General features: G+C 53.9%; 21 protein-coding genes and 1 tRNA gene. 17 read left to right on the top strand and 5 right to left on the bottom strand.

The window, feature by feature from the left end:
* Positions 1–34: 34 nt before the first annotated feature.
* Positions 35–2,866 carry an excinuclease ABC subunit UvrA gene (gene uvrA, locus SQ11_RS03900; RefSeq protein ID WP_041512800.1) on the bottom strand — a complete coding sequence of 944 codons (2,832 nt, stop codon included), beginning with the start codon at positions 2,864–2,866 and terminating at the stop codon, positions 35–37.
* A 65-nt stretch (positions 2,867–2,931) separates the two neighbouring features.
* Here uvrA and SQ11_RS03895 point away from each other — a divergent pair, with 65 nt between their 5' ends.
* The 9 genes from SQ11_RS03895 to rlmD all read left to right on the top strand — a co-directional run bounded on the left by SQ11_RS03895 (position 2,932) and on the right by rlmD (position 11,353).
* Positions 2,932–4,317 (top strand): MFS transporter, encoded by a 1,386-nt coding sequence (locus tag SQ11_RS03895; protein ID WP_232297880.1) that lies wholly within the window; start codon positions 2,932–2,934, stop codon positions 4,315–4,317.
* Positions 4,318–4,779 carry a single-stranded DNA-binding protein gene (ssb, locus tag SQ11_RS03890; RefSeq protein WP_041512798.1) on the top strand — a complete coding sequence of 154 codons (462 nt, stop codon included), beginning with the start codon at positions 4,318–4,320 and terminating at the stop codon, positions 4,777–4,779.
* Positions 4,780–4,808: 29 nt separating this feature from the next.
* On the top strand, positions 4,809–5,102 hold the full coding sequence (locus tag SQ11_RS03885) for a ComEA family DNA-binding protein (RefSeq protein WP_041512797.1): 294 nt from the start codon (positions 4,809–4,811) through the stop codon (positions 5,100–5,102).
* Positions 5,103–5,407: 305 nt separating this feature from the next.
* Complete coding sequence (cysM, locus tag SQ11_RS03880; RefSeq protein WP_041512796.1) at positions 5,408–6,295, top strand: cysteine synthase CysM; 888 nt, start codon at positions 5,408–5,410, stop codon at positions 6,293–6,295.
* A 151-nt stretch (positions 6,296–6,446) separates the two neighbouring features.
* Positions 6,447–8,477 (top strand): hypothetical protein, encoded by a 2,031-nt coding sequence (locus SQ11_RS03875; RefSeq protein WP_041512795.1) that lies wholly within the window; start codon positions 6,447–6,449, stop codon positions 8,475–8,477.
* A 7-nt stretch (positions 8,478–8,484) separates the two neighbouring features.
* Positions 8,485–8,694, top strand: a complete 210-nt coding sequence (locus tag SQ11_RS03870; protein WP_041512794.1) for a hypothetical protein — start codon at positions 8,485–8,487, stop codon at positions 8,692–8,694.
* A gap of 36 nt (positions 8,695–8,730) precedes the next feature.
* On the top strand, positions 8,731–9,153 hold the full coding sequence (locus tag SQ11_RS03865) for a YdbL family protein (RefSeq protein ID WP_041512793.1): 423 nt from the start codon (positions 8,731–8,733) through the stop codon (positions 9,151–9,153).
* A gap of 54 nt (positions 9,154–9,207) precedes the next feature.
* Complete coding sequence (locus SQ11_RS03860) at positions 9,208–9,981, top strand: 3'-5' exonuclease (RefSeq protein ID WP_041512792.1); 774 nt, start codon at positions 9,208–9,210, stop codon at positions 9,979–9,981.
* Positions 9,982–10,036: 55 nt separating this feature from the next.
* Entirely contained in the window at positions 10,037–11,353 is a 1,317-nt protein-coding gene (rlmD, locus tag SQ11_RS03855) for a 23S rRNA (uracil(1939)-C(5))-methyltransferase RlmD (protein WP_041512791.1), read from the top strand.
* A gap of 82 nt (positions 11,354–11,435) precedes the next feature.
* Here rlmD and SQ11_RS03850 read toward each other — a convergent pair whose 3' ends face one another.
* Positions 11,436–12,131: a Bax inhibitor-1/YccA family protein gene (locus SQ11_RS03850; RefSeq protein WP_041512790.1), complete on the bottom strand. Its 696-nt coding sequence runs from the start codon at positions 12,129–12,131 to the stop codon at positions 11,436–11,438.
* 148 nt (positions 12,132–12,279) lie between these two features.
* Here SQ11_RS03850 and SQ11_RS03845 point away from each other — a divergent pair.
* Positions 12,280–12,369 (top strand) — tRNA-Ser (locus SQ11_RS03845).
* A 110-nt stretch (positions 12,370–12,479) separates the two neighbouring features.
* On the opposite strand, the gene SQ11_RS03840 is transcribed toward SQ11_RS03845, so the two are convergent.
* Together SQ11_RS03840 and SQ11_RS03835 are read right to left on the bottom strand one after the other, a co-directional pair.
* Complete coding sequence (locus tag SQ11_RS03840) at positions 12,480–12,689, bottom strand: hypothetical protein (RefSeq protein WP_041512789.1); 210 nt, start codon at positions 12,687–12,689, stop codon at positions 12,480–12,482.
* 408 nt (positions 12,690–13,097) lie between these two features.
* Entirely contained in the window at positions 13,098–13,841 is a 744-nt protein-coding gene (locus SQ11_RS03835) for a hypothetical protein (protein ID WP_041512788.1), read from the bottom strand.
* A 170-nt stretch (positions 13,842–14,011) separates the two neighbouring features.
* Between SQ11_RS03835 and SQ11_RS03830 the strand changes: the two genes are divergently transcribed.
* The 3 genes from SQ11_RS03830 (at position 14,012) to SQ11_RS03820 (ending at position 17,047) form a co-directional block, all read left to right on the top strand.
* Positions 14,012–14,314 (top strand): aldehyde dehydrogenase family protein, encoded by a 303-nt coding sequence (locus SQ11_RS03830; protein ID WP_041512787.1) that lies wholly within the window; start codon positions 14,012–14,014, stop codon positions 14,312–14,314.
* Between the two features lie 26 nt (positions 14,315–14,340).
* Positions 14,341–14,814, top strand: a complete 474-nt coding sequence (locus SQ11_RS03825; RefSeq protein ID WP_041512786.1) for a MaoC family dehydratase — start codon at positions 14,341–14,343, stop codon at positions 14,812–14,814.
* A gap of 145 nt (positions 14,815–14,959) precedes the next feature.
* Positions 14,960–17,047, top strand: coding sequence for an AarF/UbiB family protein (locus SQ11_RS03820; protein WP_041512899.1), 2,088 nt, complete (start codon positions 14,960–14,962; stop codon positions 17,045–17,047).
* Between the two features lie 13 nt (positions 17,048–17,060).
* Here SQ11_RS03820 and SQ11_RS03815 read toward each other — a convergent pair whose 3' ends face one another.
* Positions 17,061–17,345, bottom strand: coding sequence for a hypothetical protein (locus SQ11_RS03815; RefSeq protein ID WP_156972400.1), 285 nt, complete (start codon positions 17,343–17,345; stop codon positions 17,061–17,063).
* Here SQ11_RS03815 and SQ11_RS03810 point away from each other — a divergent pair.
* From SQ11_RS03810 to SQ11_RS03795, 4 genes are all read left to right on the top strand, one after another.
* Positions 17,344–20,736, top strand: coding sequence for an adenylate/guanylate cyclase domain-containing protein (locus tag SQ11_RS03810; protein WP_052493962.1), 3,393 nt, complete (start codon positions 17,344–17,346; stop codon positions 20,734–20,736). The genes SQ11_RS03815 and SQ11_RS03810 overlap by 2 nt on opposite strands.
* A 314-nt stretch (positions 20,737–21,050) precedes the next feature.
* Positions 21,051–21,419 (top strand): hypothetical protein, encoded by a 369-nt coding sequence (locus SQ11_RS03805; RefSeq protein ID WP_156972399.1) that lies wholly within the window; start codon positions 21,051–21,053, stop codon positions 21,417–21,419.
* A gap of 39 nt (positions 21,420–21,458) precedes the next feature.
* Complete coding sequence (locus tag SQ11_RS03800; protein ID WP_232297879.1) at positions 21,459–22,724, top strand: acetate/propionate family kinase; 1,266 nt, start codon at positions 21,459–21,461, stop codon at positions 22,722–22,724.
* A gap of 156 nt (positions 22,725–22,880) precedes the next feature.
* Positions 22,881–25,265, top strand: coding sequence for a phosphoketolase (locus tag SQ11_RS03795; protein ID WP_041512783.1), 2,385 nt, complete (start codon positions 22,881–22,883; stop codon positions 25,263–25,265).
* Positions 25,266–25,373 lie beyond the last annotated feature (108 nt).

The following is a 25,373-nucleotide window of genomic DNA, read 5'->3' as shown; positions in this document are numbered from 1 at the left end:
GGTTCCATTTCGCTGCTTTTGCCATGCTTTCCGCTCAGGAACCCGATAATAAGCCGAGCACGCTTTTCAAGTAATGGCCGGTAAAGCTGTTCTCGTTCATTGCTATTTTCTCCGGCGCACCTTCGGCGATGATCTGGCCGCCGCCTTCACCACCCTCCGGACCGAGGTCGATTACCCAGTCGGCAGTCTTGATCACATCCAGGTTGTGTTCAATTACCACCACGGTGTTGCCGTGGTCGCGTAGCCGGTGCAACACTTTCAGTAGCATGTCGATGTCCTGGAAATGAAGGCCGGTAGTGGGTTCGTCCAGGATGTAGAGCGTGCGGCCGGTATCGCGTTTGGAGAGTTCCAGCGAAAGTTTTACCCGTTGGGCTTCTCCGCCGGAGAGCGTAGTAGCGGATTGCCCCAGGGTAATGTAGCCTAGACCCACATCCAGCAGCGTTTGCAGCTTTCGAGCCACCACTGGCACAGCGCTAAAAAATTCATGTGCCTGTTCCACCGTCAGTTGCAGAATTTCGTTGATATTTTTTCCCTTGTATTGGATTTCCAGGGTTTCGCGGTTATAGCGCTTGCCATGGCAGACGTCGCATGACACATATATATCCGGAAGGAAATGCATTTCAACCTTGATCATGCCGTCGCCCTGACAGGCTTCGCAGCGTCCGCCCTTGACGTTGAACGAAAATCGTCCAGGACCATAGCCGCGTTCGCGCGCCTGGGGTACGCCCGAGAATAGTTCGCGAATGGGGGTGAACAGGCCGGTATAAGTGGCCGGATTGGAACGTGGCGTCCGTCCTATGGGGCTTTGGTCCATGTTGATGACTTTGTCGAAGAACGCCAGGCCATCCAGGCTCTGATGCGGAGCAGGTTCCGTGCTGCTGCCGTAAAGGTAACGTGCCGTTGCGAGGTAGAGCGTTTCATTGATAAGAGTGGATTTACCCGAGCCGGAAACCCCGGTGATACAAACAAACAATCCCACCGGCAGATTGAGGTTGACGTTTTTCAGATTGTTGCCGGATGCGCCCTCGATTCTGAGCCAGCGATCACTTTTTGGTTGGGTGCGTTTTTCCGGCAGCGCGATAGCGAGTTGACCGGAAAGATATTTCCCGGTCAGGGAGGCGGTACTTCGCCGAATGGCTGCCGGTGTGCCTTGCGCGATGACCGATCCCCCATGCTCGCCTGCGCCGGGACCCATGTCCACCACATGATCGGCGGAGAGTATGGCGTCCTGGTCATGCTCCACTACAATTACGCTGTTGCCAAGATCGCGCAGATTCTTGAGTGTCTCCAGCAATCGGCTATTGTCGCGCTGGTGCAGGCCAATGGAAGGTTCATCCAGCACATACATTACGCCAGTCAGTCCGGAGCCGATCTGGCTGGCGAGCCGAATACGCTGGGATTCTCCGCCGGACAAGGTGTCCGCGGAGCGATCCAGCGACAAGTAGTCCAGGCCTACGTTGTTGAGGAATAGCATACGGCTGGAAATTTCCCTGACGATTCTCTCCGCAATGGCATACTTTTGTCCTGTCAGCTCCATCTGATCGAAAAAAACCATGGCCTGTTTCAGAGGCAGCGCGTTAATTTCGAAAATAGCCTGGCCTCCCACCTGCACATGACGGGCCTCCCTTCGCAGACGGGTGCCCGCACATTCTGGGCAAGTCTGGGAATTCAGGTATTTTGCCAGCTCCTCGCGCACGGTCTGCGATTCGGTCTCCTTATAGCGCCGTTCCAGGTTGGGAATAATGCCTTCGAAGGTATGCGTCCGCTGGGTTCGGGCGCCACTTTCATTCAGATACGAAAACGCGATTTTTTCCCTGCCTGATCCTTTCAGGATGATGTCCTGAATATTTTCAGGCAATTGTTCGAAAGGTATCTCCAGGTCAAAATCATAGTGCTTGGCCAGACTCGTCAGCAACTGGTAATAAAACTGGTTGCGCCGATCCCAGCCTTTGATCGTGCCGGAAGCCAGCGATAAATGAGGAAAGGCGACGATGCGCTTGGGATCGAAGAATGTAATTTTCCCCAGGCCGTCACACTTTGGGCAGGCGCCCATCGGATTATTGAAGGAAAACAACCGTGGCTCAAGTTCGGGCAGCGAATAACTGCAAACGGGGCAACTGAACTTGGCGGAAAACAGATGCTCGTTGCCGGAATCCATTTCCACCGCCAAAGCGCGTCCATCGGCATGGCGCAGGGCGGTTTCAAATGACTCGGCCAACCGCTGCTTGGCATCGGGAGAAACTTTGAGCCTGTCCACCACCACTTCAATCGTGTGTTTTTTATTTTTCTGCAATTTTGGCAGCGCATCGATTTCATGTATCTTACCGTCGATGCGCAGCCGCACGAAACCCTGTGCACGCAACTCATCGATCAAATCCAGTTGCTCACCCTTGCGTCCAACCACCAGCGGCGCGAGTATCATCAGCCGGGTATCGGGCGGCAGCTTCAGAACGTGATCGACCATTTGTGAAACACTTTGCGCGATCAGCGTGATGCCGTGGTCAGGGCACTGGGGATCGCCCACGCGTGCAAATAGCAGGCGCATGTAATCATGTATTTCCGTGACGGTGCCGACGGTGGAACGCGGATTATGCGATGTCGCTTTTTGCTCGATGGCAATAGCGGGGGAAAGACCCTCGATCAGATCGACATCGGGTTTTTCCATCAATTGCAGGAATTGCCGCGCATATGCCGAGAGCGATTCCACGTAGCGCCGCTGACCTTCCGCATAGAGCGTGTCAAAGGCGAGTGAGGATTTGCCCGAACCGGACAAACCGGTGATGACGATCAGCTTGTTTCGCGGCAGATCAAGATTGATGTTTTTGAGGTTGTGCGTGCGTGCACCGCGAATTTTTATGAGTTCCATGGGCTACTGAGTGCGGTCAAACCTGTTAATATACTCAAGTTTCCCGCGTTTTCCCAATCTGATTCATGTCCGTATCATCACCCCCCGAAAAAATGTCGCCGATAGAGGTGCGCGCTACCGCCGGTTTGGCCGGTATCTATGGGTTGCGCATGTTTGGCATGTTCATCATTCTGCCCGTATTCGCGTTTTACGCCGAGCATTTGCCGGGCGGAAGCAACTATACGCTGGTCGGCATCGCTCTTGGCGCCTATGGGTTGACCCAGGCGATACTGCAAATACCTTTCGGCTGGTTGTCCGACCGGATCGGGCGCAAGCCGGTTATTTACATTGGTCTCATTCTGTTCGCCGCAGGCAGTTTCGTGGCCGCATCCGCCGCTGATATTTATTGGGTAATTTTTGGCCGCATCATTCAGGGTGCGGGAGCGATTTCTGCCGCGGTAATGGCGCTTGCCGCCGATCTTACCCGCGAAGAGCATCGCACCAAAGCGATGGCCGCGATTGGCATGACCATCGGTACGACCTTTGCGCTATCGTTGATCGTCGCACCGGCACTCAATCGTTTGATCGGCGTTCCCGGAATTTTCGCCATGACCGGGGTGCTGGCACTGCTGGCGATGGCGGTGGTGTATAAGATCATTCCCAATCCGCTCATCAGCCGTTTCCACTCGGATACCGAAGCATCGTCCGGACGTTTTGGTAACGTGCTGCATAATCCTGAATTGCTGCGCCTGGATTTCGGCGTATTTGCCCTGCACGCGGTGTTGATGGCGCTGTGGCTGGTGGTGCCGCTGTCGCTGCGCAAATCGGGGCTGGCGGTGGATTCTCACTGGCAGATATATTTTCCGGTATTGCTCTTTTCCATGGTTCTGATCGTTCCGGCGATCATCTATGCGGAAAAGAAAGCAAAACTCAAACCGGTTTTTGTCACTGCGGTGGCTGTATTGCTGGCAAGCCAGGTATTACTGGCGTTCACGTTCGAATCCCTATGGGGGACGGCGACGGCGCTGCTGGTTTTCTTTGCCGCGTTCAATCTGTTGGAAGCAACCTTACCCTCGCTTATTTCCAAGATAGCGCCGGTTGGCGCGAAGGGCACAGCCATCGGCGTCTATAGCAGTGTTCAATTTCTCGGCGCGTTTACCGGCGCAACCGCTGGCGGCTATTTATTTGAGCATCATGGCAGCTCCGCGCTGTTTGCATTTTGTGGCATCCTTCTGACGTTATGGCTGTTGTTTGCCGCCACCATGAAAGCGCCTGCCGCCGTACGTACCAGAATGTACCACGTGGAAGAAATGGAACCCGGCAAGGCCAGCGGGCTGTCGCGCCAGTTGGCGGCACTCCCCGGTGTGCATGAGGCGCTGGTGCTGGCAAGCGAAGGCGTGGCTTACCTGAAAGTGGATATGCGAGGCTTTGATGAAAAAGGGGTTGTTCAACTACTTGGGGGGGAAGCGTAAATGGCATCAGTCAACAAGGTCATACTCATCGGCAATCTCGGCAAAGACCCCGAGACCCGCTACATGCCAAATGGCGACGCGGTGACCAACATCACTTTGGCAACGACGGAAACCTGGAAAGACAAAAACGGTGAAAAGCAGGAAAAAACCGAATGGCATCGCGTTACGTTTTACCGCAAACTGGCAGAAATTGCCGGTGAATACCTGAAGAAGGGCCGTCCAGTATATGTCGAGGGGCGGCTGGAAACCCGTAAATGGACCGACAAGGCGGGCGCCGAACGCTATACCACCGAGATCATCGCCAGCGACATGAAAATGCTGGGCAGCAAACCGGGCAGCGGCAGCTACGAGGGGGGCGATAGGGACGAAAGCAGTTTTGCGCCGAGTACATCCGGCAGCAATAAACCTGCCCCAAGAAGCAGCACGGGGTTCGATGACATGGATGACGATATTCCGTTTTGATGTGATGCAATCGCGTGCCGTGTAGGGTTATGAGAAAACTTTTGTTTCTTATTGTCATGTTGTTCGCGCTTGCCGGGCCGGTCTACGCGGCTGTCAACATCAATACCGCCACTCAGGGCGAGCTGGAAACCCTTCAGGGAATCGGTCCGGCCAAAGCCAAGGCTATCGTCGATTATCGCAAGAAGAATGGTCTTTTCAAATCACCGGCTGACCTGGAAAAGGTCAATGGCATTGGCCCCGCCACCATGAAGAAACTTCGCAAGGATATTACGGTTGGCGGTGCCTCTATGGTCAAGAAGGAAAGTAAAGCTGCCGCCAAGTAATGAAGACCTGGCATTGGCAGAATAGGTAGAGGCGTTACGCTGTAACCCATCAATCGCCGATGGGTTGCGCTTTGCTTCACTAGCTTCGTCATTCCCGCTTTCGCGGGAATGACAGGGTAAAGGGGAAGTAGGTGTAGGGCAATGTGGCTGCATAAAAAATATCGTTGACAGCGAACAGAGTATCTACGAGAAACGGACACTCCGGCGTTTTTAGTCGTTACGTTTTATGTGTTTTGTAATGGGCCTTCTAGCGGCGCATATGCGATAATCCGGCACGATCTTTACGAATTCTCTGCGAATTGGACATGTACAAAACCATAGAAGACTTTGTCGGCAATACGCCCCTGGTGAAACTTAAACGCCTGCCGGGGAAAACCAGTAATGTCATCCTCGCCAAGCTGGAAGGGAATAATCCCGCAGGCTCGGTGAAAGATCGCCCCGCGTTATCGATGATCAGGCATGCGCAGGCGCGCGGGGAGATCAGGCCCGGAGATACGCTGATAGAAGCCACCAGCGGCAATACCGGCATTGCGCTGGCGATGGCGGCGGCAATCATGGGCTATCCTCTGATACTGGTGATGCCGGAGCACTTGAGCGTGGAGCGGCGGCAATCGATGAAGGCGTTCGGTGCGGAAATCGTGTTGACCTCAAAAGAGGGCAGCATGGAAGAAGCGCGGGACGTGGCTGAGCGGATGCGTGACGAGGGGCGCGGAATCATCCTGGATCAGTTTGCCAACCCCGATAATCCACGGGCACATTACGAAGACACCGCTCCCGAGATCTGGCGCGATACCGGAGGGGGAATTACCCATCTGGTGAGCAGCATGGGTACGACCGGTACGATCATGGGTTGCTCCGAATATTTCAAGGAAAGAAATCCGGAGATTCAGATCATCGGCGTACAGCCGGAAGAAGGCGCACAGATTCCGGGCATCCGGAAATGGCCGGAAGCCTATCTGCCAAAAATCTACGATGCCAATCGGGTAGATTGCATTATTCTGGTTTCCCAGGCTGAGGCCGAGGAAATGACCCGGCGGTTGGCGCGCGAGGAAGGGATTTTTGCCGGAATTTCGTCGGGAGGTGCTTTGGCGGCAGCACTCAAGATTTCCGCCGAAGTGCATAATGCGGTGATCGTTTCCATCGTTTGCGATCGCGGCGATCGCTACCTTTCCACGGGGGTTTTCCCGGCCTGAGTTACCAGTTCAGCGGCGGGGGAACCCTCCGTCATTTCTTTTGCGCTAATGGCCTGTCAGACTTGAGGATCGAAGTTTTTGCAGCCGATTTCCTTTGAGCCTACAGGCTGCTTGACTAGGCGCTACGCAGTGTGTGTTTGGCTGGACGATAATGGTTAAGCTGCTCGTCAAAATATTGTCAGCACTCTTCATCGCCATTTCTTCCGCCTACGCTGCGCCTCTCATTACCCTTTCTGTTGATGATGTTCATAGCCCTCTTTTAGATGCAAAGGGGATAAAGGCCAGCCTTACCGGCCCGCGGGCATCATTGCTTGAGATAACGTTGGGTGAAATTACGGTGCAGGGAAAGATCTGGCGTAATTTACGTTTTTCCTGTCATGCATTTCAGTTTTCCGGGGACCTGATCAGCTGCGATGATGGAGTATTGCGGCTATCCAAGTCAGCGCCGATACCCGCAACCTTTCATTATTCTTCTCGCGATAAAACGCTGGATGTAAAAATTCAGATGACTTCCGGTGAAGCCAGCGAAGGTTGGCGGTTTTCTGCCCACTGGGGAGGCGCGGCGTGGGAAGGCGTGCTGACCGTTACCAACGGACAAGTGACACGCATTGCCGAATTGCTGCCGGATAAAGAAAGAGAAATGCTTGCATCCGCCAACGGGAAAATCAATGGTATGGCCAAGTTGCGCGGCAATGCCGGCGGACTAGCTAATATAGAGGCCAATTTCGCAGTGGATGGATTGGCGTTTAGCGACGTTAGCGGTTTGCATGCGGGCGAGAATATCAGTGGGGAAATCACCGCCAAAGCTGAGCGTCAGAATCGCCAGCCGGGAAATTTATGGGAATGGCAGGCCGATATGACATGGCCGCTGGGGGAAATATTCTGGCAACCGATTTATTTTACAGGCCAAGGTCATCGCTTGCATGTCAGCGGCAGCCTGGATGACGATATCATTCGTCTGCTCAAGGGGAATCTCATGCTCGCGGGTATCGGCGAGGCGGATTTGTCGGGCGTGGTCGATCGATCCAGCAACACGCTGCGCGATCTTGATTTGCGTGCCGACAACCTGGAATTGTCCGCGTTATTCAGCCAAGTGCTGAAACCTTTTCTGGAGAATACTTCCCTTACCGGGTTAAAAGCAGCAGGGTATGCCGGAATTTACCTGCGCTACCGCAATGGCGCCAGCGAGTTACTCACTCTCAATTTGCGCGACGTGTCGGTGGAAGACGAACGCGAGCGCTTCACGTTTCGTGGCGTGAACGCCAACGTTCCCTGGCAGGCGCGAGGAGTGTCGGCAGCCGATATCAGTATCCGGAGCAGCCAGTTATTGCGGATACCACTAGGGGAATTCCGTATCCCGCTGGAAATTAACGGACAAGATCTCGCCATCTCGCGGATGACCATTCCGGTACTGGACGGCGAGTTCACCCTGGAGAATTTTCGCGCATCGAGGCAGGCGCAGGACTGGCACTGGCAATTCAGCGGCGGACTCTCGCCCGTGTCCATGCAGAAGTTGACAGAAGCGCTGAAAAGCCGCCCGATGCACGGTACGCTATCCGGGACGATTCCCAAAGTGAGTTACACGGGCCACACTCTCGAAATGGAGGGCGCTCTACTTTTCAAGGTATTCGATGGCACGGTGGAATTGAGAAACTTGATGGTGCTGGACCCAATGGGCCGGGCGCCGTCGCTGGTGGCAGATCTGGATATGCGCAATCTCGATCTCGATCTGCTGACCGGCGTGTTTTCATTCGGTAATATGCAAGGCCGCATTGATGTGGCGGTGCATGGCCTTGAGCTTTTTGACTGGAAACCAACAAAGTTTGACGCCAGCGTCATGAGCAGCCCCGGCAACTATCCGCGCCGTATCAGTCAGGCCGCTGTACAGAATATCTCTTCTCTGGGGGGATCGGGGGCGGCAGCCGCGATTCAGCGCAGTTTCCTGCACATTTTTGAGGAGTTCGGCTATTCAAAGATCGGCTGGAGCTGTTCATTGCGCAACGGAATTTGCCATATGGGCGGGATAGCGTCCGAGCATCCGGCGCAAGGTTATGTCATCGTCAAAGGCTGGGGAATTCCGGCGATCACGGTGATAGGCTATAATCGCAACGTCGACTGGTGGGAGCTGATTAACCGCCTGCAGCGGATCACTCAAGAAAACGTTAAGCCTATCTTTCAGTAGGGACGATATGAAAAACATCTTTTTTCGCGCAGGCTTGCTGACATTGACGGGTACATTGCTGTCGGGATGTGTCACCATTAATATTTATTTCCCCGCGGCCGCGGCCGAAAAAGCGGCGGACAAGATCATTGAGGAAGTGTGGCAGATCAAAAAACCCGAAGAGGGCGGGCAGGGTACGGATAAACCCGCTGTTTCCCCACCCCCTGTGCAACCATAGCAACCGCTTGCAAGCGTCACATTAAAGGTGAATCCCATGCGCAACTCAGTTTCCCGTTTGATATTGCTGGTGATATTGCTCTCGGCATCGTTTGCCGGCTACACGGCGGCCGATATCGAGATCAATACGCCGGCGATTGCGGCCCTCAAACAAAGCATGCAGCAACGGCACGGTCAATTGGAGCCTTACTATGCAAGGGGCGCAGTGGGACTTACGCGCGACGGACTTATCGCCATGCGGGATGCCAACGCGCTGCCATTGTCGGCACGCCAGCCGGTCAATGCCTTGATTGCGTCTGAGAACCAGGATAGAAATGCGCTTTATCGCGAAATAGCCCGTGCCAATAATCATCCCGAGTGGGAGGGGGACATCCGCTCCACTTTTGGTCAGCGCTGGATCGAATTAGCCAGGCCGGGGTGGTGGTATGAGGGGGCGGGCGGTGCCTGGGTCAGAAAATAAAGCCTGCGACTCATAATTGGCAAATTCAAAAAATCCGCCTGGGATTCCTTTAACGTGACACCGGTACTGGTTTTCGATATCGAGACGGTTCCCGATACAGAGGGATTGCGCAAGCTTCACGATCTTGGCCCGGAGCTTACCGCCGCCGATATCGCCGACATGGCGTTTCAATCGCGCCGCCAGGTCGTGGGAAATGATTTCCTGCAATTGCACATACAGAAGATTGTCGCCATCTCGTGTGCGCTGCGCGACAAGAATGATTTTCGTGTATGGTCGCTGGGAAGTGCGGCAGATCCCGAAGCGGAACTCATTCGCCGGTTCTTTGAAGGCATCGATAAATACAGTCCGCAACTGGTTTCCTGGAACGGCGGTGGGTTCGACCTGCCAGTACTTCATTACCGCAGCCTGATTCATGGATTGCAGGCACGGCGTTACTGGGAAATGGGCGATGATGACCGCGAGTTCAAGTGGAACAACTACCTCAGCCGCTACCATACGCGCCATCTCGATTTGATGGATTTACTTGCGCTGTATCAGCCGCGCGCCAATGCGCCGCTGGATGAATTGGCGAAGCTGATGGGTTTTCCCGGGAAGTTCGGCATGGATGGCTCTCAGGTCTGGAGCGCCTTCCAGAACGGAGAAATCGCCGCTATCCGCAACTACTGTGAGACCGATGTGGTGAATACCTATCTCGTCTTTTTGCGCTTCCAGCTTATGCGCGGTATTTTCGACGACGAGCATTATCAGCGTGAATGCGAGCTGGTGCGCTTCACCTTAAGCAAGTCTGCCGAACCTCATTGGCACGAATTCCTCGGTCAGTGGCCGTAGCGGCAACGACGACGCTTATTCCCTCACCTTACCCCGTTCAACTTCCAGATTTAGGATGATTGCTCCCGTCACCATCGAATCCCTGGATCAGGAAGGCCGTGGGGTTACGCACGCGGGAGGTAAAGTCATCTTTATTGAAGGCGCGTTGCCCGGTGAAGTGGTTACGTACAGCCCCTATCGCAAGAAATCCAGCTTCGAGATGGCGCAGGTAGGCCAGGTTCTCAAGCCGGGCTATGCGCGAGTAACGCCTCAATGCAGGCACTTCGGAATATGCGGCGGATGCAGCCTGCAACACATGGATGCACGCACCCAGGTGGCGGCGAAACAGCGTGTTCTGGAAGACAACCTCAAGCATATCGGCAAGGTCGAGCCTGAATTAATCCTGCCTGCTGTACATGGGACAGCCTGGGGTTACCGCTACCGCGCCCGGCTGTCAGTGCGCTACGTTGCCAAGAAAGGCGGAGTTCTCGTCGGCTTTCATGAGAAGCGCAGCAGCTTTGTCGCCGACATGCTAGCTTGCGAAGTCATGCCGCTGCGTATTTCCAAGCTCATCCTGCCGCTGCGGGAACTAGTGGGAAGTCTATCGATCCTCGACCGTATCCCGCAGATCGAGGTCTCGTTGGGGGAGGATGTGGATGTGCTGGTATTGCGTATCCTGGAATCGCTTACTTCCCAGGACGAAGCGTTACTCAAGGCTTTTGCCGACCAACATCACATTCAGTTTTTCCTGCAACCTGAAGGCAGCCCGCAGACAGCTTCTCCGTTTTATCCGGAAAATGCCCCGGAGCTGAATTACACCCTGCCGGAGTTCGATATTGTCATGCCGTTTCACCCGACCGAGTTTACCCAAGTCAATCCCGCCATGAACCGGATACTGGTGCGGCGTGCGCTGAACCTGCTCGACCCGCGGCCGGGAGAACGCATTGCGGATTTATTCTGCGGATTGGGAAATTTCACTCTGCCAATCGCGCGGCGTGGCGCGCATGTGGCGGGTTACGAAGGCAGCGTAGCCATGGTGAAGCGGGCGGAAAAGAATGCTAAGCGCAACGGACTTTTACGGAATACGCAATTTATTGAAGCCAACCTGTTTGAAATCGACGAAGCCTGGATGCGAGGCCAGGGATATTTTGACAAAATGCTGGTCGATCCACCGCGCGAGGGTGCAATCGCCGCGGTCAATGCCTTAGGTGAGGGAAGATCCATGCCCCCGCGCATCGTTTATGTATCCTGCAACCCGGCCACGCTGGCCCGCGATGCAGGCGTGCTGGTGCATAGGAAAGGATACCTGTTGAAGGCCGCAGGCGTGGTGAATATGTTTCCGCACACCGCACATGTCGAATCCATTGCCCTGTTTGAAAAAGCCGCCGTTTAGGAAGGATGATCCGAGAAATGGCGGGGCGCAAAAAAAGGGCGGCTGTAACAGCCACCCTTTTTGTTAGAGATTACCCAGATCGTCAGTCTCGTTCACCTGAGAATGCCAGCAACAGATGCAGCAGGCTGGTGAACAGATTATAGAGGCTAAGGTAGATACCCATCGTCGCCATCACGTAGTTGGTTTCTCCACCGTTAACGATACGGCTTACATCAAACAGAATGAAGCCAGAGAATAGCAGCACCGCAACAGCCGAGATGGCGAGCGAAGCTGCCGGCATGGCGAAGAACAGATTGGCGATGGACGCGATGATCAGCAGCACCAATCCCACAAACAGGAAGTTCTGCATGAAGCCGAAATCCTTTTTGGTCACTGTCGCGATCCCCGCCAGGGTGAAGAAGATCATTCCCGTTCCGGCGGCCGCGGTTCCCACCAGTTGCGCGCCATTCTTGAAATGAAGCGCATATTGCAGCATCGGTCCCAGCCACCAGCCCGCAACGAATGTAAACAGAAACAACAGCACAATCCCCATCATGCTATTGCGAGTGGCACTCACCCCAAACAACAGGCCCATCATCACGGCCAGCATCACCAGCGGCCCCATGATCGGCGCTTGCGCAAGGAATGAGAAATTGGTGCTCATCCCGATCATTGCGCCGAACATCGTCGGAATCATGGTCAGGCCGAGCATCCAGTAGGTATTGCGCAGGACCTTGTTACGAACAACAGCAACTCCGGTATGCGCAGTCGAGCCGGAATATCTCAGTTCAGGTTGCATGACGTCTCCTTGGTTGACGAACTTATACATGCATAAGACTACGCATGTTTATGGAAAGTTGCAATCAATATCAACATTCAAATAAGGGTCTTGCTGGCAAAACCGGCGTCAAAACGGTATGATTCTCCGCCCGGGAGTATAGAGGAAGGGAGGCGTGGCCGAGCGGTTTAAGGCAGCAGTCTTGAAAACTGCCGTAGGGGCAACTCTACCGTGAGTTCGAATCTCACCGCCTCCGCCAAAGATATTGTATATATCTATGTTTATAAAGTAATATTTATTATATTAGCTTTTGATACCCACGTTCTAACCCACGCGGCTTCCTCGTTTAATTCTCCCGCTGTAACTTGATCATCTAATTTCGAAAGTTGCCTCCAGCGGTGCCAGTCCCACGGCGGGACCTCTGGCGTTCGCCCAATATACTTTTGATTCGGGCCAACCCACCAGGGTTTCTTCATAATGATAGGGATGCAGCGAATGACTGAGTTGCGTGGTGATGGCATTTGGCAAGCGCTCGATGTTGCCTTCGAGGGTTCGCAAATACGTAACATGTTTGCCCATTTTCAAGTTCTCCTGTGGTTGCGTTTACGAAAGTACCTAAGAGGTGCCGCACCTTACTGGTGTACCCGTAAGACGATCATGGATAACTTTAGTTCACAAATAATTCACAATTTATTTATATTATCTTGACACCGATGTTCTCTTACGACGGCGATGCTCACTGTTGAACATTGGATGGGCGGACACCGCCTCCGCCACATACCAGATATAAGAATAAGACGCTGAAAATCAGCGGTTCCGTTGACTCACATTTATTTTGTGTGCTGTTGCCTGCATGTTTCGTCCAGCGACTACTCCCAACCAGATCAGACTGCCAGAAGCGGCTAGGTGATGAGAGAATCAAAAGGACAAATCAACACAAGACTTGCACAGTCACTTATTAAGAAGCAATCTAGTATCTAGAAATCTTTAAGCAGCTTTTCTTTTTACAAGACTTGCGAAACGGTTCGCCTGGTTCCCGACAACTTTCAATAAACGGCTTGGTGAATCTTTACTAAAGCGTTCAATATTTTTCATGCCATCAACAATACTGCAAGTACCGGAAGGAATAAAATCGGGGCTCAAGTAACTTGTAAGCACAAATCTGGCTATATTTTTGAATTCTGCCAAGTCTGGTTCTCGGCCATACATTTTGCCTTCTTCCATGAGCTTGAAGCTATTGATGACAAAGCCCTTGTAAGGCCCAAAGATATGAGAAAGGTCAGTTGTGCGCACAGCTTTAGCCGTGTTACCAAGCTCTTCATCAATATCTTCTGGTAGATGTTCGCCCATCTTTGTAAACATTATGCAGGTTTGAATGTCTCGAATACGTGATTCTTCAAACCCGTAATTTTGCAGGAGGACCTCCATTATATGGGCTGAATACCCCTCTTTACTGCCATACTTTTCCCAGATATCCGGCGTTATGAGGTCATGCGGGAAACCAGCGTCATGACCCATGTATGCAATCTTGGCCATGAAAGAATTGATTGGGTTGCCTTTGGCCTTTTCCTGCTCACAAAGGTTGTCGATGATATCAAGACCGTGCTCAATATGTTCATCCCAGTTGTGATAGGGTAAACGCGGCTCATAAAAGGACTTTAAATCACTCGAGAGCAGCTCCAAAAAGCCAGCTTCGTCTTGACGTTCATTATTTAATATAACGAATCCCATACAACTTGATTATACTCGCGTGTTGCCTCATAACCGGAGTGACCTAGCTTTACAATTGGCGATTCTATCTGATGCACAATGAATGGGAAATCAGAACAAAAGTCTAGAATTTGTCTATATCCTAAATTTCATATATACGACCTTTCTAGACATCTTCGGCGGAGGAATTCATGTTGCGCATTGGAATGGTAGTCGTTCCCGAATTTCAGATAATGTACTTCGCCGCCATATCCGAGTTGTCATTCGGCGGCGGCGCGGTGAACCAGGTCAATGTTCATTTGTTCATAGAGACTATGCCATTCGGGGGTGTGGGGCAGTCAGGCATGGGCCACTATTACGGTAAATATGGATTCGACCAGTTGACACACGCCAAGTCCATGCTGATTTCGCCACCGGATGTCGCCATCGATCATCTCTTTCTGCCTTATACGGAAGAAAAGGTTAAGGCATTGTCCATGTGGTTTGACTATTGAATAAGCTAGAAAATGAGGTAACAACAATGTCCCTTCCTCAGGACACACCCCCTATCCGTTATCTGGACGATATGAAAGTAGGGTTGCGCTTCACTGGAGAATCGCGTGTCGTGCAGGAACGGGAGATCATTGCGTTCGCCAGGCAATTCGATCCCCAACCCTTCCATATTGACGCCGGCCTGGCGAGTCAAACCTTGTTCGGCGGCCTGATCGCCAGCGGCTGGCACACTGCAGCCATGACGATGCGGTTGCTGCTTGACGCCTTCCCCATAGGGAACGGTACGATTGGTCTTGGCGGCGAAGCGGCGTGGCCCAATCCGGTGCGCGCCAATGACACCCTTCACATCGAAGGCGAAGTCACTGCCGTCGCACCTTCACGGTCTTATGATGATCGTGGCATTGTCACGGTCTGCACTGAAACCAAAAACCAAAATGGTGAAGTCGTACAGACCCTGACAGCCAATCTTCTTGTTTTTCGCCGCAAAAGTAACTCTGTATAAAATTATTTCTGAGCGCCGTGCCTGTCTGCTTGTGGAGCTATCACGTACAGTATTGCGCTATGTGCCCAAGGTGCGCCTGGAGAATGAACAATAGCAAGCCAGATTGGAATGATTGGGCTCGCAGCTGAGCGAGTTTGCTACATTTATGAAAAATTATCTGGAGAGTAATATCATACGGCGCGTGATGGTAGGCACTGATCGCTCCGAAACTGCCGACCGGGCTGTCCAGTGGGCCGCCGGGTTCGCCGACCGCTATGACGCAGAGCTGTTCGTGGTACAGGTGGTGGTGCCGCAGTATCCGTCCGCCATGGAATTCGGCGAAGCCGAACAAACGCGCGCTGCGGCTGCCAATAATGAACTGGCGCACTTCGCGCAGCAGATCGCCGGGGACCGCGCTCATGCCCAGGTTGTCATTGATGCTGATCCGGCATTGGCGATCGTCCGCGCCGCTGAGCAGGAGGCGGTCGATGTCCTTGTGGTCGGCAATTTTGGCATGGCGGGTCGAAAAGAGTTTTTGCTCGGTAACATACCGAACCGTATCAGTCACAGCGCCCACTGCACCGTGATTATTGTAAACACCGCGCACTCTATCGGTGGGCATGCCTCGGACTCGGTGCGAGCTGACCTATCCAAGGGTGAAGTCCCGCCTTTTGAGCCTCGACTGGTAGCACGTGCTACGCATATCGCAGCCGTGATGGCGAAACATGGCCTCACAAAGCTGTTCGGCCAATCCAACGAACCGGATACGTCCATCCGCCGTCAGCAGGCCAAGCGCTTACGTGCCGCCTTGGAAGAGCTGGGCCCGATATTCTCGAAACTCGGGCAAATGTTGTCAACTCGCCCGGATCTCCTTCCAGTCGAATACATTGAGGAGCTTGCCCTGTTGCAGTCCCGCGTGCCGCCAATGACCGAGAGTGAGGTCGTCCGGGTTTCCGAACAGGAATTGGGAGTCCCATGGGAGGATGTATTCAAGTCGATCGACCCGAAGCCGCTTGCCGCCGGCACAATCGCTCAGGTCCATCGTGCGACACTCGAAAGCGGTGATCGGGTCGTAGTCAAGGTTCAGCGACCCACCGCTCGTGCTGATATCGAACAGGATCTCGCCCTGCTCGAGGTATTTGCGGAGAAAGTCGGAAAGCGTCCTGCGCTCAACCAGGTGATCGATATGGAGGCAGTGTTCAAACACCTTTCCACCTCGCTCCATCGTGAACTTGACTTTCGTCAGGAGGCCGACAACATCGAGCGGATGCAGGCGGTGCTCGCAGACTATGATCGCCTTGCCGTTCCCAGCGTACACCGGGATCTGTCCACGTCCAGATTATTGGTGATGGAAGAGATCCAGGGCATACCGATCAGGCAGGCGCCAGCTGGTCCAGAGCGCATTCAGGCCGCTCGTCAATTGTTGGAGAGCTACTACAAACAGATTATCGTCGATGGCTTCTTTCATGCCGATCCCCACCCAGGCAATCTGATGTGGTGGAAGGACCGCATTTATTTTCTCGATTTCGGAATGGTTGGCGCGGTAGGAGCCGACCTCCGTGAGCATCTCCTGTTAATGTTGATGGCTCTGTGGCAGGAAGATGCCGGGTTTCTCACTGATGTCACATTGATGATGACGAGCGCCATCAATAGCAGCGATCTCGACGTGGCCCGATTCCAGAGCGAGATCGGGGAAGTGATGGCAAAATATCGCGCTGCCTCGCTTGCCGAGATGCAGATCGGGCCGCTTATGCAAGAAATGAGCGCGGTCTCGTTACGGCACGGGGTGCCGCTACCGTCTTCGCTCACGCTCGCAACCAAGGCACTCGCGCAGGTACAGCTGGCGACTGCCGAGCTTGATCCAGCACTCGATCCTTACGACGTGGCAGGCAAGTACTTGATGCGTTTGATGGTCAAACGCATGGGTACCGCGCTCAACCCAAAGACATTGGTGTATCAATCGCAGAAATTGAAGGTACGGGCTCTGCGCGTGGTCGAGGCGGCCGAAAACCTCGTCGGTGTCCGACCTGGCAGCCCAAAGCCTGTGGTGAACTTCCGGGCCATTTCACTGGAGGATATAGTGCGTCATACGGGACGACGGCTGGCGCTCGGCTTGACCGCTGCGGCAAGTGTCCTGGCTAGCGGACTCACGGTCACGTCGACGGTTGTGGCCGAGTGGGTACCGTTAACATTCGGGATCGTCGCAGCTCTGCTGACCCTGGGCCTGGTTATCGATCTGCTGCGAGGGCGTTGAGGGTAAAAATGATTTACGATGGAGGGCTGTTCAGCGCCGAAGATTTTGTGCCGCTTCGCTTGATCGAACGTAGCACGGCTTTCTCGATCAGGAAGGCGATGATCCCCATTGCCATACCTATGAGTCGACGTTCCATTTTTCGAGTGAAAGGCCCTTTAGGAATCGTATGCATGGAAGCATTGTTCATCATGGGTCTATTATCGATTAAAGGATTACGATCCGCAACGAGTAATTCCCTGCGTTTGACGCAGATAATCCTGCCATGAAGGGCCGGAATATCCACCATCCACGTTGCCATGATGAATGATCGTGTATCAGAATGGCTGGATAACCTTGGTCTTGGTATATATCGCGAGTCGTTTCAGCACAATGCGATCACTTGGGATGTCCTGCCCGAGCTGAATGATGGCGATCTGGAGGCGCTGGGTGTCTTGCTGGGACATCGGAAAAAAATCTTGCGCGCGATCGCTCAATTGTCACAGGGCGCTGAAGTTATGGGCCCGAGGCCTATACCTGTTGGCGTCATTCCGGAAGAACAGCCATTCCCTCCCGAAAGAGATCAAGCAGAACGTCGCCAGTTGACGGTGATGTTTTGTGATCTTGTGGATTCGACAGCACTGTCTAGCCGGTTGGACCCTGAAGACCTCCAGGATGTGATCCGACGGTTCCTGGACGCCTGTAGCCAGGCGATTGATCGGTTCAATGGCTATATCGCAAAATACATGGGGGATGGAATGCTGGTTTATTTCGGGTACCCCCACGCCCACGAAAACGATGCGGAACGAGCGGTACATGCTGGACTGGCTATTCTGGATGCAGTGAGGGGGTTTAATCGAGACAATCCCCATCTGCAGTTTGGTATTGCTGCACGAACCGGGATCGCTACCGGACAAGTCGTGGTCGGCGAACTAATGGGGCAGGACACTGCCAAGGAACGGTCAGTGTTCGGTGAAACCCCAAATCTCGCTGCCCGCCTCCAGGCACTGGCAGAACCCAATCAATTGATCATTGATTCGGCGACGAAACGGCTTGTCGGAAATGAATTCGAGCTTCTGGATCTTGGCGCCTTATCGCTGAAAGGGTTCGGCACACCTATCCAAGCCTGGCAGGTTCTGAGTATCAGGCTGTCGGCCAGCCGGTTTGAGTCCTATCGATCCAGCCACTTAGCCAAATTCGTGGGTAGAGAACAGGAGATCTCACTCCTGTTGGGTCGCTGGCGCGAGGCCCTCGAGGGCGAAGGACAGGTCGTGCTCCTATCCGGTGAGGCCGGCATCGGAAAATCGAGAATCGCCCGTAGTGTGTGTGACCGCCTCGAAGATGAACGATATCAGACGATTCAATTTCAGTGTTCACCGTACCATACCAATACGGTGCTCTATCCGGCCATAAATTTTCTGCGGCAGGCAGCGGGACTCGCAAGTCATGACAGTGCCCAGGCACAGCTGAACAAGCTCGATGCCATGGCTATCGAAAGCGGAATCGACAGCCAGGAAACGGTGTCATTATTGGCAGATCTGCTCTCGATCCAGGGAGATCATCGGTACCCGCTGCTCAATGTGTCATCCGAAAAACGCAAGGACATGACGCTGGAAGCACTCGTGCACCATCTACAAAGATTAGCCGCTCGCTGCCCATTGTTGTTCACCGTGGAAGATGCCCATTGGCTTGATCCAACGACACAGGAACTCATGACGCGAATCATTGGCCGCATCCGGCAGATGCGCGTGTTGTTGTTGATCACCTCTCGACCCGACTTCAAGCCGGTGTGGTCGGAATATAGTTATGTGACGTCCCTGATGCTCAGTCGGCTTTCACGCCGGCATAGCGCTGAACTCGTTGCGACGATGACAGGAGGAAAAGCGCTTCCGCCCGAGGTGCAGCAGGCGATTCTGGCTAAGGCCGATGGCATACCACTCTATATCGAAACGTTGACGGAAAATGTGCTGGGATCCGGGCTGCTGGTCGAGGGAAACGATGCATTTATCTTGAAGGGCCCATTAAGGGGATTGCCCATTCCGGACAGTCTGCAAGCGTTGCTCATGGAACGGGTGGACCGGTTGGGGTCGGCCAAGGAAATTGTTCAAACCGGTGCAGCAATAGGGCGTGAATTCACCTACGAGTTGCTGCGGGCCACTGTCGAAGTGCCGGACAGCGAGTTGAGGAATGCACTCGACCTGTTCGTCGCTTCCGGGCTCGTTCTTCAAGAGGGCGAGATACCTCTTGCGACATATTACTTCAAGCACGCGCTCGTCCAGGAAGCGGCCTACAGCACGCTGCCCAGGAAGCCCCGGCGAGTACTTCATGCCCGCATTGCCAAGGCCCTGGAGAGCCAGTTCTCCGAGCGGGTAAACATGGAACCGGAGCTCCTGGCTTATCACTTTGAACAGGCAGGATTGACGGGTCCGGCAGTTGATTATTGGCATCGTGCGGCTCGTCGCGATGCGGAACGATCGGCCAATATCGAAGCGCTCAATCATTTTAACAGGGCGTTGGATTTGCTCAAGGAACTGCCGCAAAGCCCGGAGCGGAATGCCTTGGAGCTGGAGCTCCTGCTTGCACGCGGAGCCCCACTGCTGTCCGTCAAGGGCTATGCATCCGACGAAATGGAACAGAATTGTCGAAGAGCGAAGGATTTGTTACAGGAACACAGCGGTTCCGTGGATCAGTTTATAGCCATTAGAGGGTTATGGGTATTTCATCTGGTCAGAGGGCACCTCGCCAATGCGCGCGGCCTGGCCGAAGATCTCCTTGTGCTGGCTCACCGTGAGCAAAGCCCGGATCTGCTGATTGAAGCTCACCTTGCTTTGGGTGTGACCTGTCTCTTTCTTGGCCGGTTTGACGAGGCCAGAACCCATTTGTCCGCCACAAAATCTCTTGATGATCCGAATCGACAGCGTTCACAGGGTTTTTTCTTCCAAGATCCCGGAATATCCGCGAGGTCTTTCCTGGCCAGGACATTCTGGATATTAGGTGAAATTGAGCACGTTGAACCGCTGGCGCTGGAGGCCATTGGTTTGGCGAGGGCGTTGGAACACCCATTCACCATGGTTTTTGCCTTAACGTCCCTCTCCTGGATCTATGCCGGCGCCCGCAACGCGAAGAGAACGCTGGAGCTCACCGATGAAGCAATTGCGGTTTCAACACAATACTCATTTGAATTGGGGTTGGCGTGGGCGACAGCCTCTCAAGGCTGGGCATTGACCGAAAGTGGGCAAAAGGAAGGCCTCGCCAAGTTGATTGACGGGCTTTCCGCCACCCGGGCCACAGGTGCAAATACCAACAATACGTTTATGTTGGCGTTGCTGGCAGAAGTGTATTTACGTAGGGATAGAATTGACGAAGGCTTAACCACAATCGAGGAAGCGCAGAAACTTGCTGTCGCCGTGGAAGAATTGTTTTGGCAAGCGGAATTGTTTCGACTGAAAGGCGAACTGCTGCTGAAACAGTCCGACGAATCGGTCCAGGAAGCGGAAGCGTGTTTGCGTACAGCCTTAAAGATCGCGCAGGATCAGCATGCAACAATGTTTGAACTCCGCGCCGCCACGAGCCTGGCCAAACTTTGGGGAAAACTCAATAAAGCGGATGATGCCAAACGCATCTTAAATGCTGTATGTTCCAGATTCAATGAACGCGTCGACAACCTCGACTTGATTGAAGCAAAAACAGTCCTTGAACAGCTTGGTGCATGAAGTCGTCGCTGTTGTAATCCGCCCCACTTAGACGAGTCAAAATCTGATTTGAGGCGGTCGATGCGTTGCTGTACTGGCGCACATTTTTCCTGGAAGGCATCGCGACTACCCGGTTTTGGCAGTACGTCAAAGAGGCTGCGTAGCAATTTTCGCCGCTTCGCCTAAACTGAATCTTGCACAGGTCTTTTCCTGACTGGCAATCAACGGCGGTGCTTGCGTCACTGAATTACCCAACTTATGCGGAGGGTCGATGAGTGATACCATGTACCATGCCCTCTTCCAACTCGATAATAAAGGTTGAGATGAAGCTCTTAATGATGACGGCAGCGTTAGTTCTTTCCGGCTGCGCAAACCTCACGGAAGTGAAAGAAGAACGGGAAACATTATTTGCTGGTGAGATAAAGGGAGATTACTCGGCTCTCGCTCACTGCGTCGCCGCTAAGATGCAGACCGATGAACGGAAGGACATCAGCGCTCTGCAATATAGCGTCCGGGTTTATCCTGATATAGGGAAATCAGAGGTCTTGGGGGCGTACGTTAATAATAAATATCATGGCGCGGCCTATGCATTCCATCTCGAATTGAAGAAAGCTGCGCCGAACGTTTCAGATGCCCTTCTCAAGGGCGGCAAGTATGAGGGTGTCGAGGCACTGAAAACCCTGCATACCTGCTCGACAGCATGAGCGGTTAAGAATTTCACGCTGCAGAGGAATTTGCCCGATGTGGCACTGGCGATCCCCATGTTGCCCACGCCAGCGGGAAAATGCCAGCAAGGTGGTGGCCTGATGAGCGATGCTATTCTGGTTATTAACGCTGGCTCTTCCAGCATCAAGTTCTCCTTGTTCCTGGAGCGCGGCGAGTCGCTCGAATTGTTCCTCGGTGGACAACTGGAAGAGCTGTATAACACGCCCCGGTTCAAGGCCAAGGATACGGCCGGTGCAATCGTCGGTGAAAAGCAGTGGGCGCGAGGCCAACCGCTTGGCCACGATGGCGCGATCGCTTATTTGGCGGACTTCCTGCGCGGGCATCTCGTGGAGCATCATCTGGCCGCCGTGGGGCACCGTATTGTGCATGGCGGTGTCGACTATACTGCCCCGGTGCGCCTGACGGCCGAGATCGTTGGGCATCTGGAACAATTGATTCCGCTGGCACCGTTGCACCAGCCCCATAACCTGACTCCGATCCGCTTGCTGATGGCCACCCGTCCGGAACTGCTTCAGGTGGCCTGCTTTGATACCGCCTTCCATTGCACTCAACCGGCAGTGGCGCAAGCCTTCGCGCTCCCTTTCGAGATTACCGGAAGGGGCGTGCGCCGCTATGGATTTCACGGGCTTTCCTACGAGTACATTGCTTCTGTTCTGCCGGAGTACGATCCCAGCGTTGCACTGGGACGTGTCATTGTGCTGCATCTGGGCAACGGCGCCAGCATGTGTGCTGTCGAGGACGGCAAAAGCATGGCCAGTACCATGGGATTCACTGCCGTCGATGGGTTGCCCATGGGTACACGTTGCGGCAGTCTTGATCCGGGTGTGGTTCTCTATTTGATGGATGAACTGAAGATGGATGCCCGGGCGATCGAGAAACTGCTCTACCAGCAGTCCGGGTTGCTCGGGGTTTCGGGTTTGTCCAGCGATATGCGCACCCTGATGGATTCTGCCGACCCGAGGGCGAAGTTTGCGGTGGAATTGTTTGTCTACCGCGTTGGCCGGGAGTTAGGGTCACTTGCGGCATCCCTGAGCGGACTCGATGCATTGGTGTTCACCGCCGGTATCGGCGAGCACGCTGCGCCAATCCGGGAGAGGATTTGCCAAGCTGCCGCCTGGTTTGGCCTGGCGTTGGATCCCGTCGCCAACGCCGCTGGCGGCCCACGCATCAGCAAGGCGGAGAGTCGGATTCCGGTCTGGGTTATCCCGGCCAACGAAGAATTGATGATCGCCCGGCATACCCGGCGCATTCTGAAGTCCATCTCTCCAGGAGAATCGCAATGATGCTGACCCCGCCGCTCATTGCCCAAGCATAAAAGCTGGTCGTTGCAGCACCAACAAAAACTCCATTGCTTAACCAGTCTCAAGTTTTACTGTTTCGACACGATGTCTTTACGCTCGATAATAGCGATTCATTAATGAGAATGAGGAGGAGTTGCCATGACTCAATCAGCCCGGATTCCCAATCCGTTGGGTGCCGAAGAGTTGCGCTTGATCAACGCCTGGTGGAGAGCATGCAATTACCTCTCCGTCGGGATGATTTATCTGCGCGACAATCCATTGCTCAAGGAACCCCTCAAGGTTGAGCACGTCAAGCATCGGCTGCTCGGGCATTGGGGAGCGAGCCCGGCGTTGTCCTTTACTTGGGTGCATCTCAATCGAATCATCAAGCGCGACAATCTGGATGTAATTTTCGTAGCCGGTCCTGGCCATGGTGCGCCGGGCGTGCTTGGTCCGACCTACCTGGAGGGCACCTATTCCGAGGTCTATCCTGACAAGAGCCAGGATATCGAGGGGTTACGGAAGTTTCTCAAACAATTCTCTTTCCCCGGACACATTGGCTCTCACGTTACTCCTGAGACTCCCGGTTCCATTCATGAGGGCGGTGAACTGGGATATAGCCTTTCGCATGCCTATGGCGCCTGCCTGGACAATCCAGACCTTATCGTTGCCTGCGTGGTGGGGGATGGAGAAGCCGAAACCGGGCCGCTTGCGACTTCCTGGCACTCCAATAAATTCGTCAATCCTATCCGTGATGGGGCGGTACTGCCAATATTGAACCTGAATGGCTACAAGATCGCCAATCCGACCCTCCTTGCGCGCATCAGCCGCGAGGAGCTCGATGCCTTGTTTCGCGGCTATGGTTACACTCCTTACTATGTCGAGGGCGACGACCCCGCGGACATGCATCAGAAAATGGCGGCTACTTTGGAACAAGCCATCGCCGATATTCGCGCCATCCAGAAAACGGCCCGGGACAGCGGCAAGGCGGAGCGTCCGCGCTGGCCGATGATCGTGCTGCGTTCGCCGAAGGGCTGGACCGGGCCGAAAGAGATCAATGGCCACAAACTGGAAGGAAGCTGGCGTTCCCACCAAGTGCCATTCTCGGATGTGCGTGAGAATCCAAAGAGCTTCAAGATGCTCGAGGATTGGCTGAAGAGCTACAAACCAGAAGAATTGTTTGATGCCGATGGACGTTTCTTGCCTGAATTGCGGGAACTGGCACCCAAGGGTCAGTTGCGCATGAGTGCAAACCTGCATGCCAATGGTGGTTTGCTACGCAAGGAACTTAAACTGCCCAACTTCCGCGACTATGCCGTCGGAGTGCCTCAAGCAGGCAAGGTGCTTTATGAAAATACCCGGCCGTTGGGCGAGTTCCTGCGCGATGTGATGCGGGACAACATGACTAATTTCCGCCTGTTTGGTCCCGACGAGACTGCCTCCAACCGCCTGCAGGCCATGTACAAAGTCTCGAAGAAAGTCTGGATGGCGGATCTGTTGCCGGAGGATGCCGATGGTAGCGAGCTGTCACGCGATGGCCGTGTGATGGAGATGCTTTCCGAGCATACCCTGATCGGCTGGCTCGAAGGCTACCTGCTGACCGGGCGTCACGGCTTCTTCCATACCTACGAAGCATTCGCCCATGTGGTGGACTCCATGTTCAACCAGTACGCCAAGTGGCTGGATATTTCGAAGAACCATGTCCCCTGGCGGGCCTCCGTGGCTTCGCAAAACATTCTCCTGTCCTCCACGGTCTGGCGGCAGGACCACAACGGCTTCTCCCACCAGGATCCGGGCTTCATCGACCTGGTAACCAACAAAAGCCCCACCGTTACGTGCATCTATCTGCCGCCCGATGCCAACACGCTGTTGGCGGTGGCGAATCAATGCCTGCGTTCGAGCGACTGCATCAATGTTATCGTCGCCGACAAACAGAAGCACCTGCAGTTCAGTAACATTGATGAAGCCATTGTGCATTGCGCCAAAGGCATCGGTATTTGGAGACACGCAAGCAACGACCAGGGCGTTGAACCGGATGTAGTGATGGCCTCCTGTGGCGATGTGGCAACTCAGGAGGCACTGGCGGCAACTGCCATCCTACGCGAGCATCTGCCGGACTTGAAGGTGCGCTTTGTCAATGTGGTTGATTTGTACAAGATGCAACCGGCGAGCGAGCATCCGCATGGTTCGACAGAGCGGGAATTCGATAGTTTGTTTACCACCGGCAAGCCGGTGATATTCAACTTCCACGGTTATCCGTGGTTGATACACAAGCTGGCCTATCGTTTCAAGAATCATGAAAATCTGCATGTCCGAGGTTACAAGGAGCGGGGCAACATCAATACGCCGTTGGAACTGGCGATTCTTAATCAGGCTGACCGTTTTACCCTGGTTATCGATGTCATCGATCGCGTGCCGACCCTTTCCGCCAGGGCTGCACATCTGAAAGAACAAATGAAGGACGAGATTATCCAGAACCTGGCATATGCCCATGAGCATGGCGCCGATAATGAAGTGATCAGCAACTGGGTCTGGCCATACTGAATGCAGTATTCTTACCTAAATTGGATACACTCATCATGAAAGCGAAATTTCTCCGAAGTTTTCTGGAAATGGGGCGAATAAGTCCGCGCTGCCCGTCACGGATTCTGA

Origin of the sequence: Nitrosospira sp. NpAV (assembly GCF_000832065.1) — a bacterium.
Classification (GTDB): Bacteria; Pseudomonadota; Gammaproteobacteria; order Burkholderiales; family Nitrosomonadaceae; genus Nitrosospira.
This window is presented reverse-complemented; position numbering and strand designations above follow the sequence as displayed.

Excerpts from the sequence above, each read along its gene's own strand:
- SQ11_RS03835 (WP_041512788.1), bottom strand. The coding sequence starts at position 13,841 with ATGGGATTCGTTATATTAAATAATGAACGTCAAGACGAAGCTGGCTTT.
- rlmD (WP_041512791.1), top strand. The coding sequence starts at position 10,037 with ATGATTGCTCCCGTCACCATCGAATCCCTGGATCAGGAAGGCCGTGGG.
- uvrA (WP_041512800.1), bottom strand. The coding sequence starts at position 2,866 with ATGGAACTCATAAAAATTCGCGGTGCACGCACGCACAACCTCAAAAAC.
- SQ11_RS03885 (WP_041512797.1), top strand. The coding sequence starts at position 4,809 with ATGAGAAAACTTTTGTTTCTTATTGTCATGTTGTTCGCGCTTGCCGGG.
- SQ11_RS03870 (WP_041512794.1), top strand. The coding sequence starts at position 8,485 with ATGAAAAACATCTTTTTTCGCGCAGGCTTGCTGACATTGACGGGTACA.
- SQ11_RS03895 (WP_232297880.1), top strand. The coding sequence starts at position 2,932 with ATGTCCGTATCATCACCCCCCGAAAAAATGTCGCCGATAGAGGTGCGC.
- cysM (WP_041512796.1), top strand. The coding sequence starts at position 5,408 with ATGTACAAAACCATAGAAGACTTTGTCGGCAATACGCCCCTGGTGAAA.
- ssb (WP_041512798.1), top strand. The coding sequence starts at position 4,318 with ATGGCATCAGTCAACAAGGTCATACTCATCGGCAATCTCGGCAAAGAC.
- SQ11_RS03795 (WP_041512783.1), top strand. The coding sequence starts at position 22,881 with ATGACTCAATCAGCCCGGATTCCCAATCCGTTGGGTGCCGAAGAGTTG.
- SQ11_RS03830 (WP_041512787.1), top strand. The coding sequence starts at position 14,012 with ATGTTGCGCATTGGAATGGTAGTCGTTCCCGAATTTCAGATAATGTAC.
- SQ11_RS03810 (WP_052493962.1), top strand. The coding sequence starts at position 17,344 with ATGATGAATGATCGTGTATCAGAATGGCTGGATAACCTTGGTCTTGGT.
- SQ11_RS03850 (WP_041512790.1), bottom strand. The coding sequence starts at position 12,131 with ATGCAACCTGAACTGAGATATTCCGGCTCGACTGCGCATACCGGAGTT.
- SQ11_RS03865 (WP_041512793.1), top strand. The coding sequence starts at position 8,731 with ATGCGCAACTCAGTTTCCCGTTTGATATTGCTGGTGATATTGCTCTCG.
- SQ11_RS03815 (WP_156972400.1), bottom strand. The coding sequence starts at position 17,345 with ATGGCAACGTGGATGGTGGATATTCCGGCCCTTCATGGCAGGATTATC.
- SQ11_RS03840 (WP_041512789.1), bottom strand. The coding sequence starts at position 12,689 with ATGGGCAAACATGTTACGTATTTGCGAACCCTCGAAGGCAACATCGAG.
- SQ11_RS03805 (WP_156972399.1), top strand. The coding sequence starts at position 21,051 with ATGATGACGGCAGCGTTAGTTCTTTCCGGCTGCGCAAACCTCACGGAA.
- SQ11_RS03825 (WP_041512786.1), top strand. The coding sequence starts at position 14,341 with ATGTCCCTTCCTCAGGACACACCCCCTATCCGTTATCTGGACGATATG.
- SQ11_RS03820 (WP_041512899.1), top strand. The coding sequence starts at position 14,960 with ATGAAAAATTATCTGGAGAGTAATATCATACGGCGCGTGATGGTAGGC.
- SQ11_RS03875 (WP_041512795.1), top strand. The coding sequence starts at position 6,447 with ATGGTTAAGCTGCTCGTCAAAATATTGTCAGCACTCTTCATCGCCATT.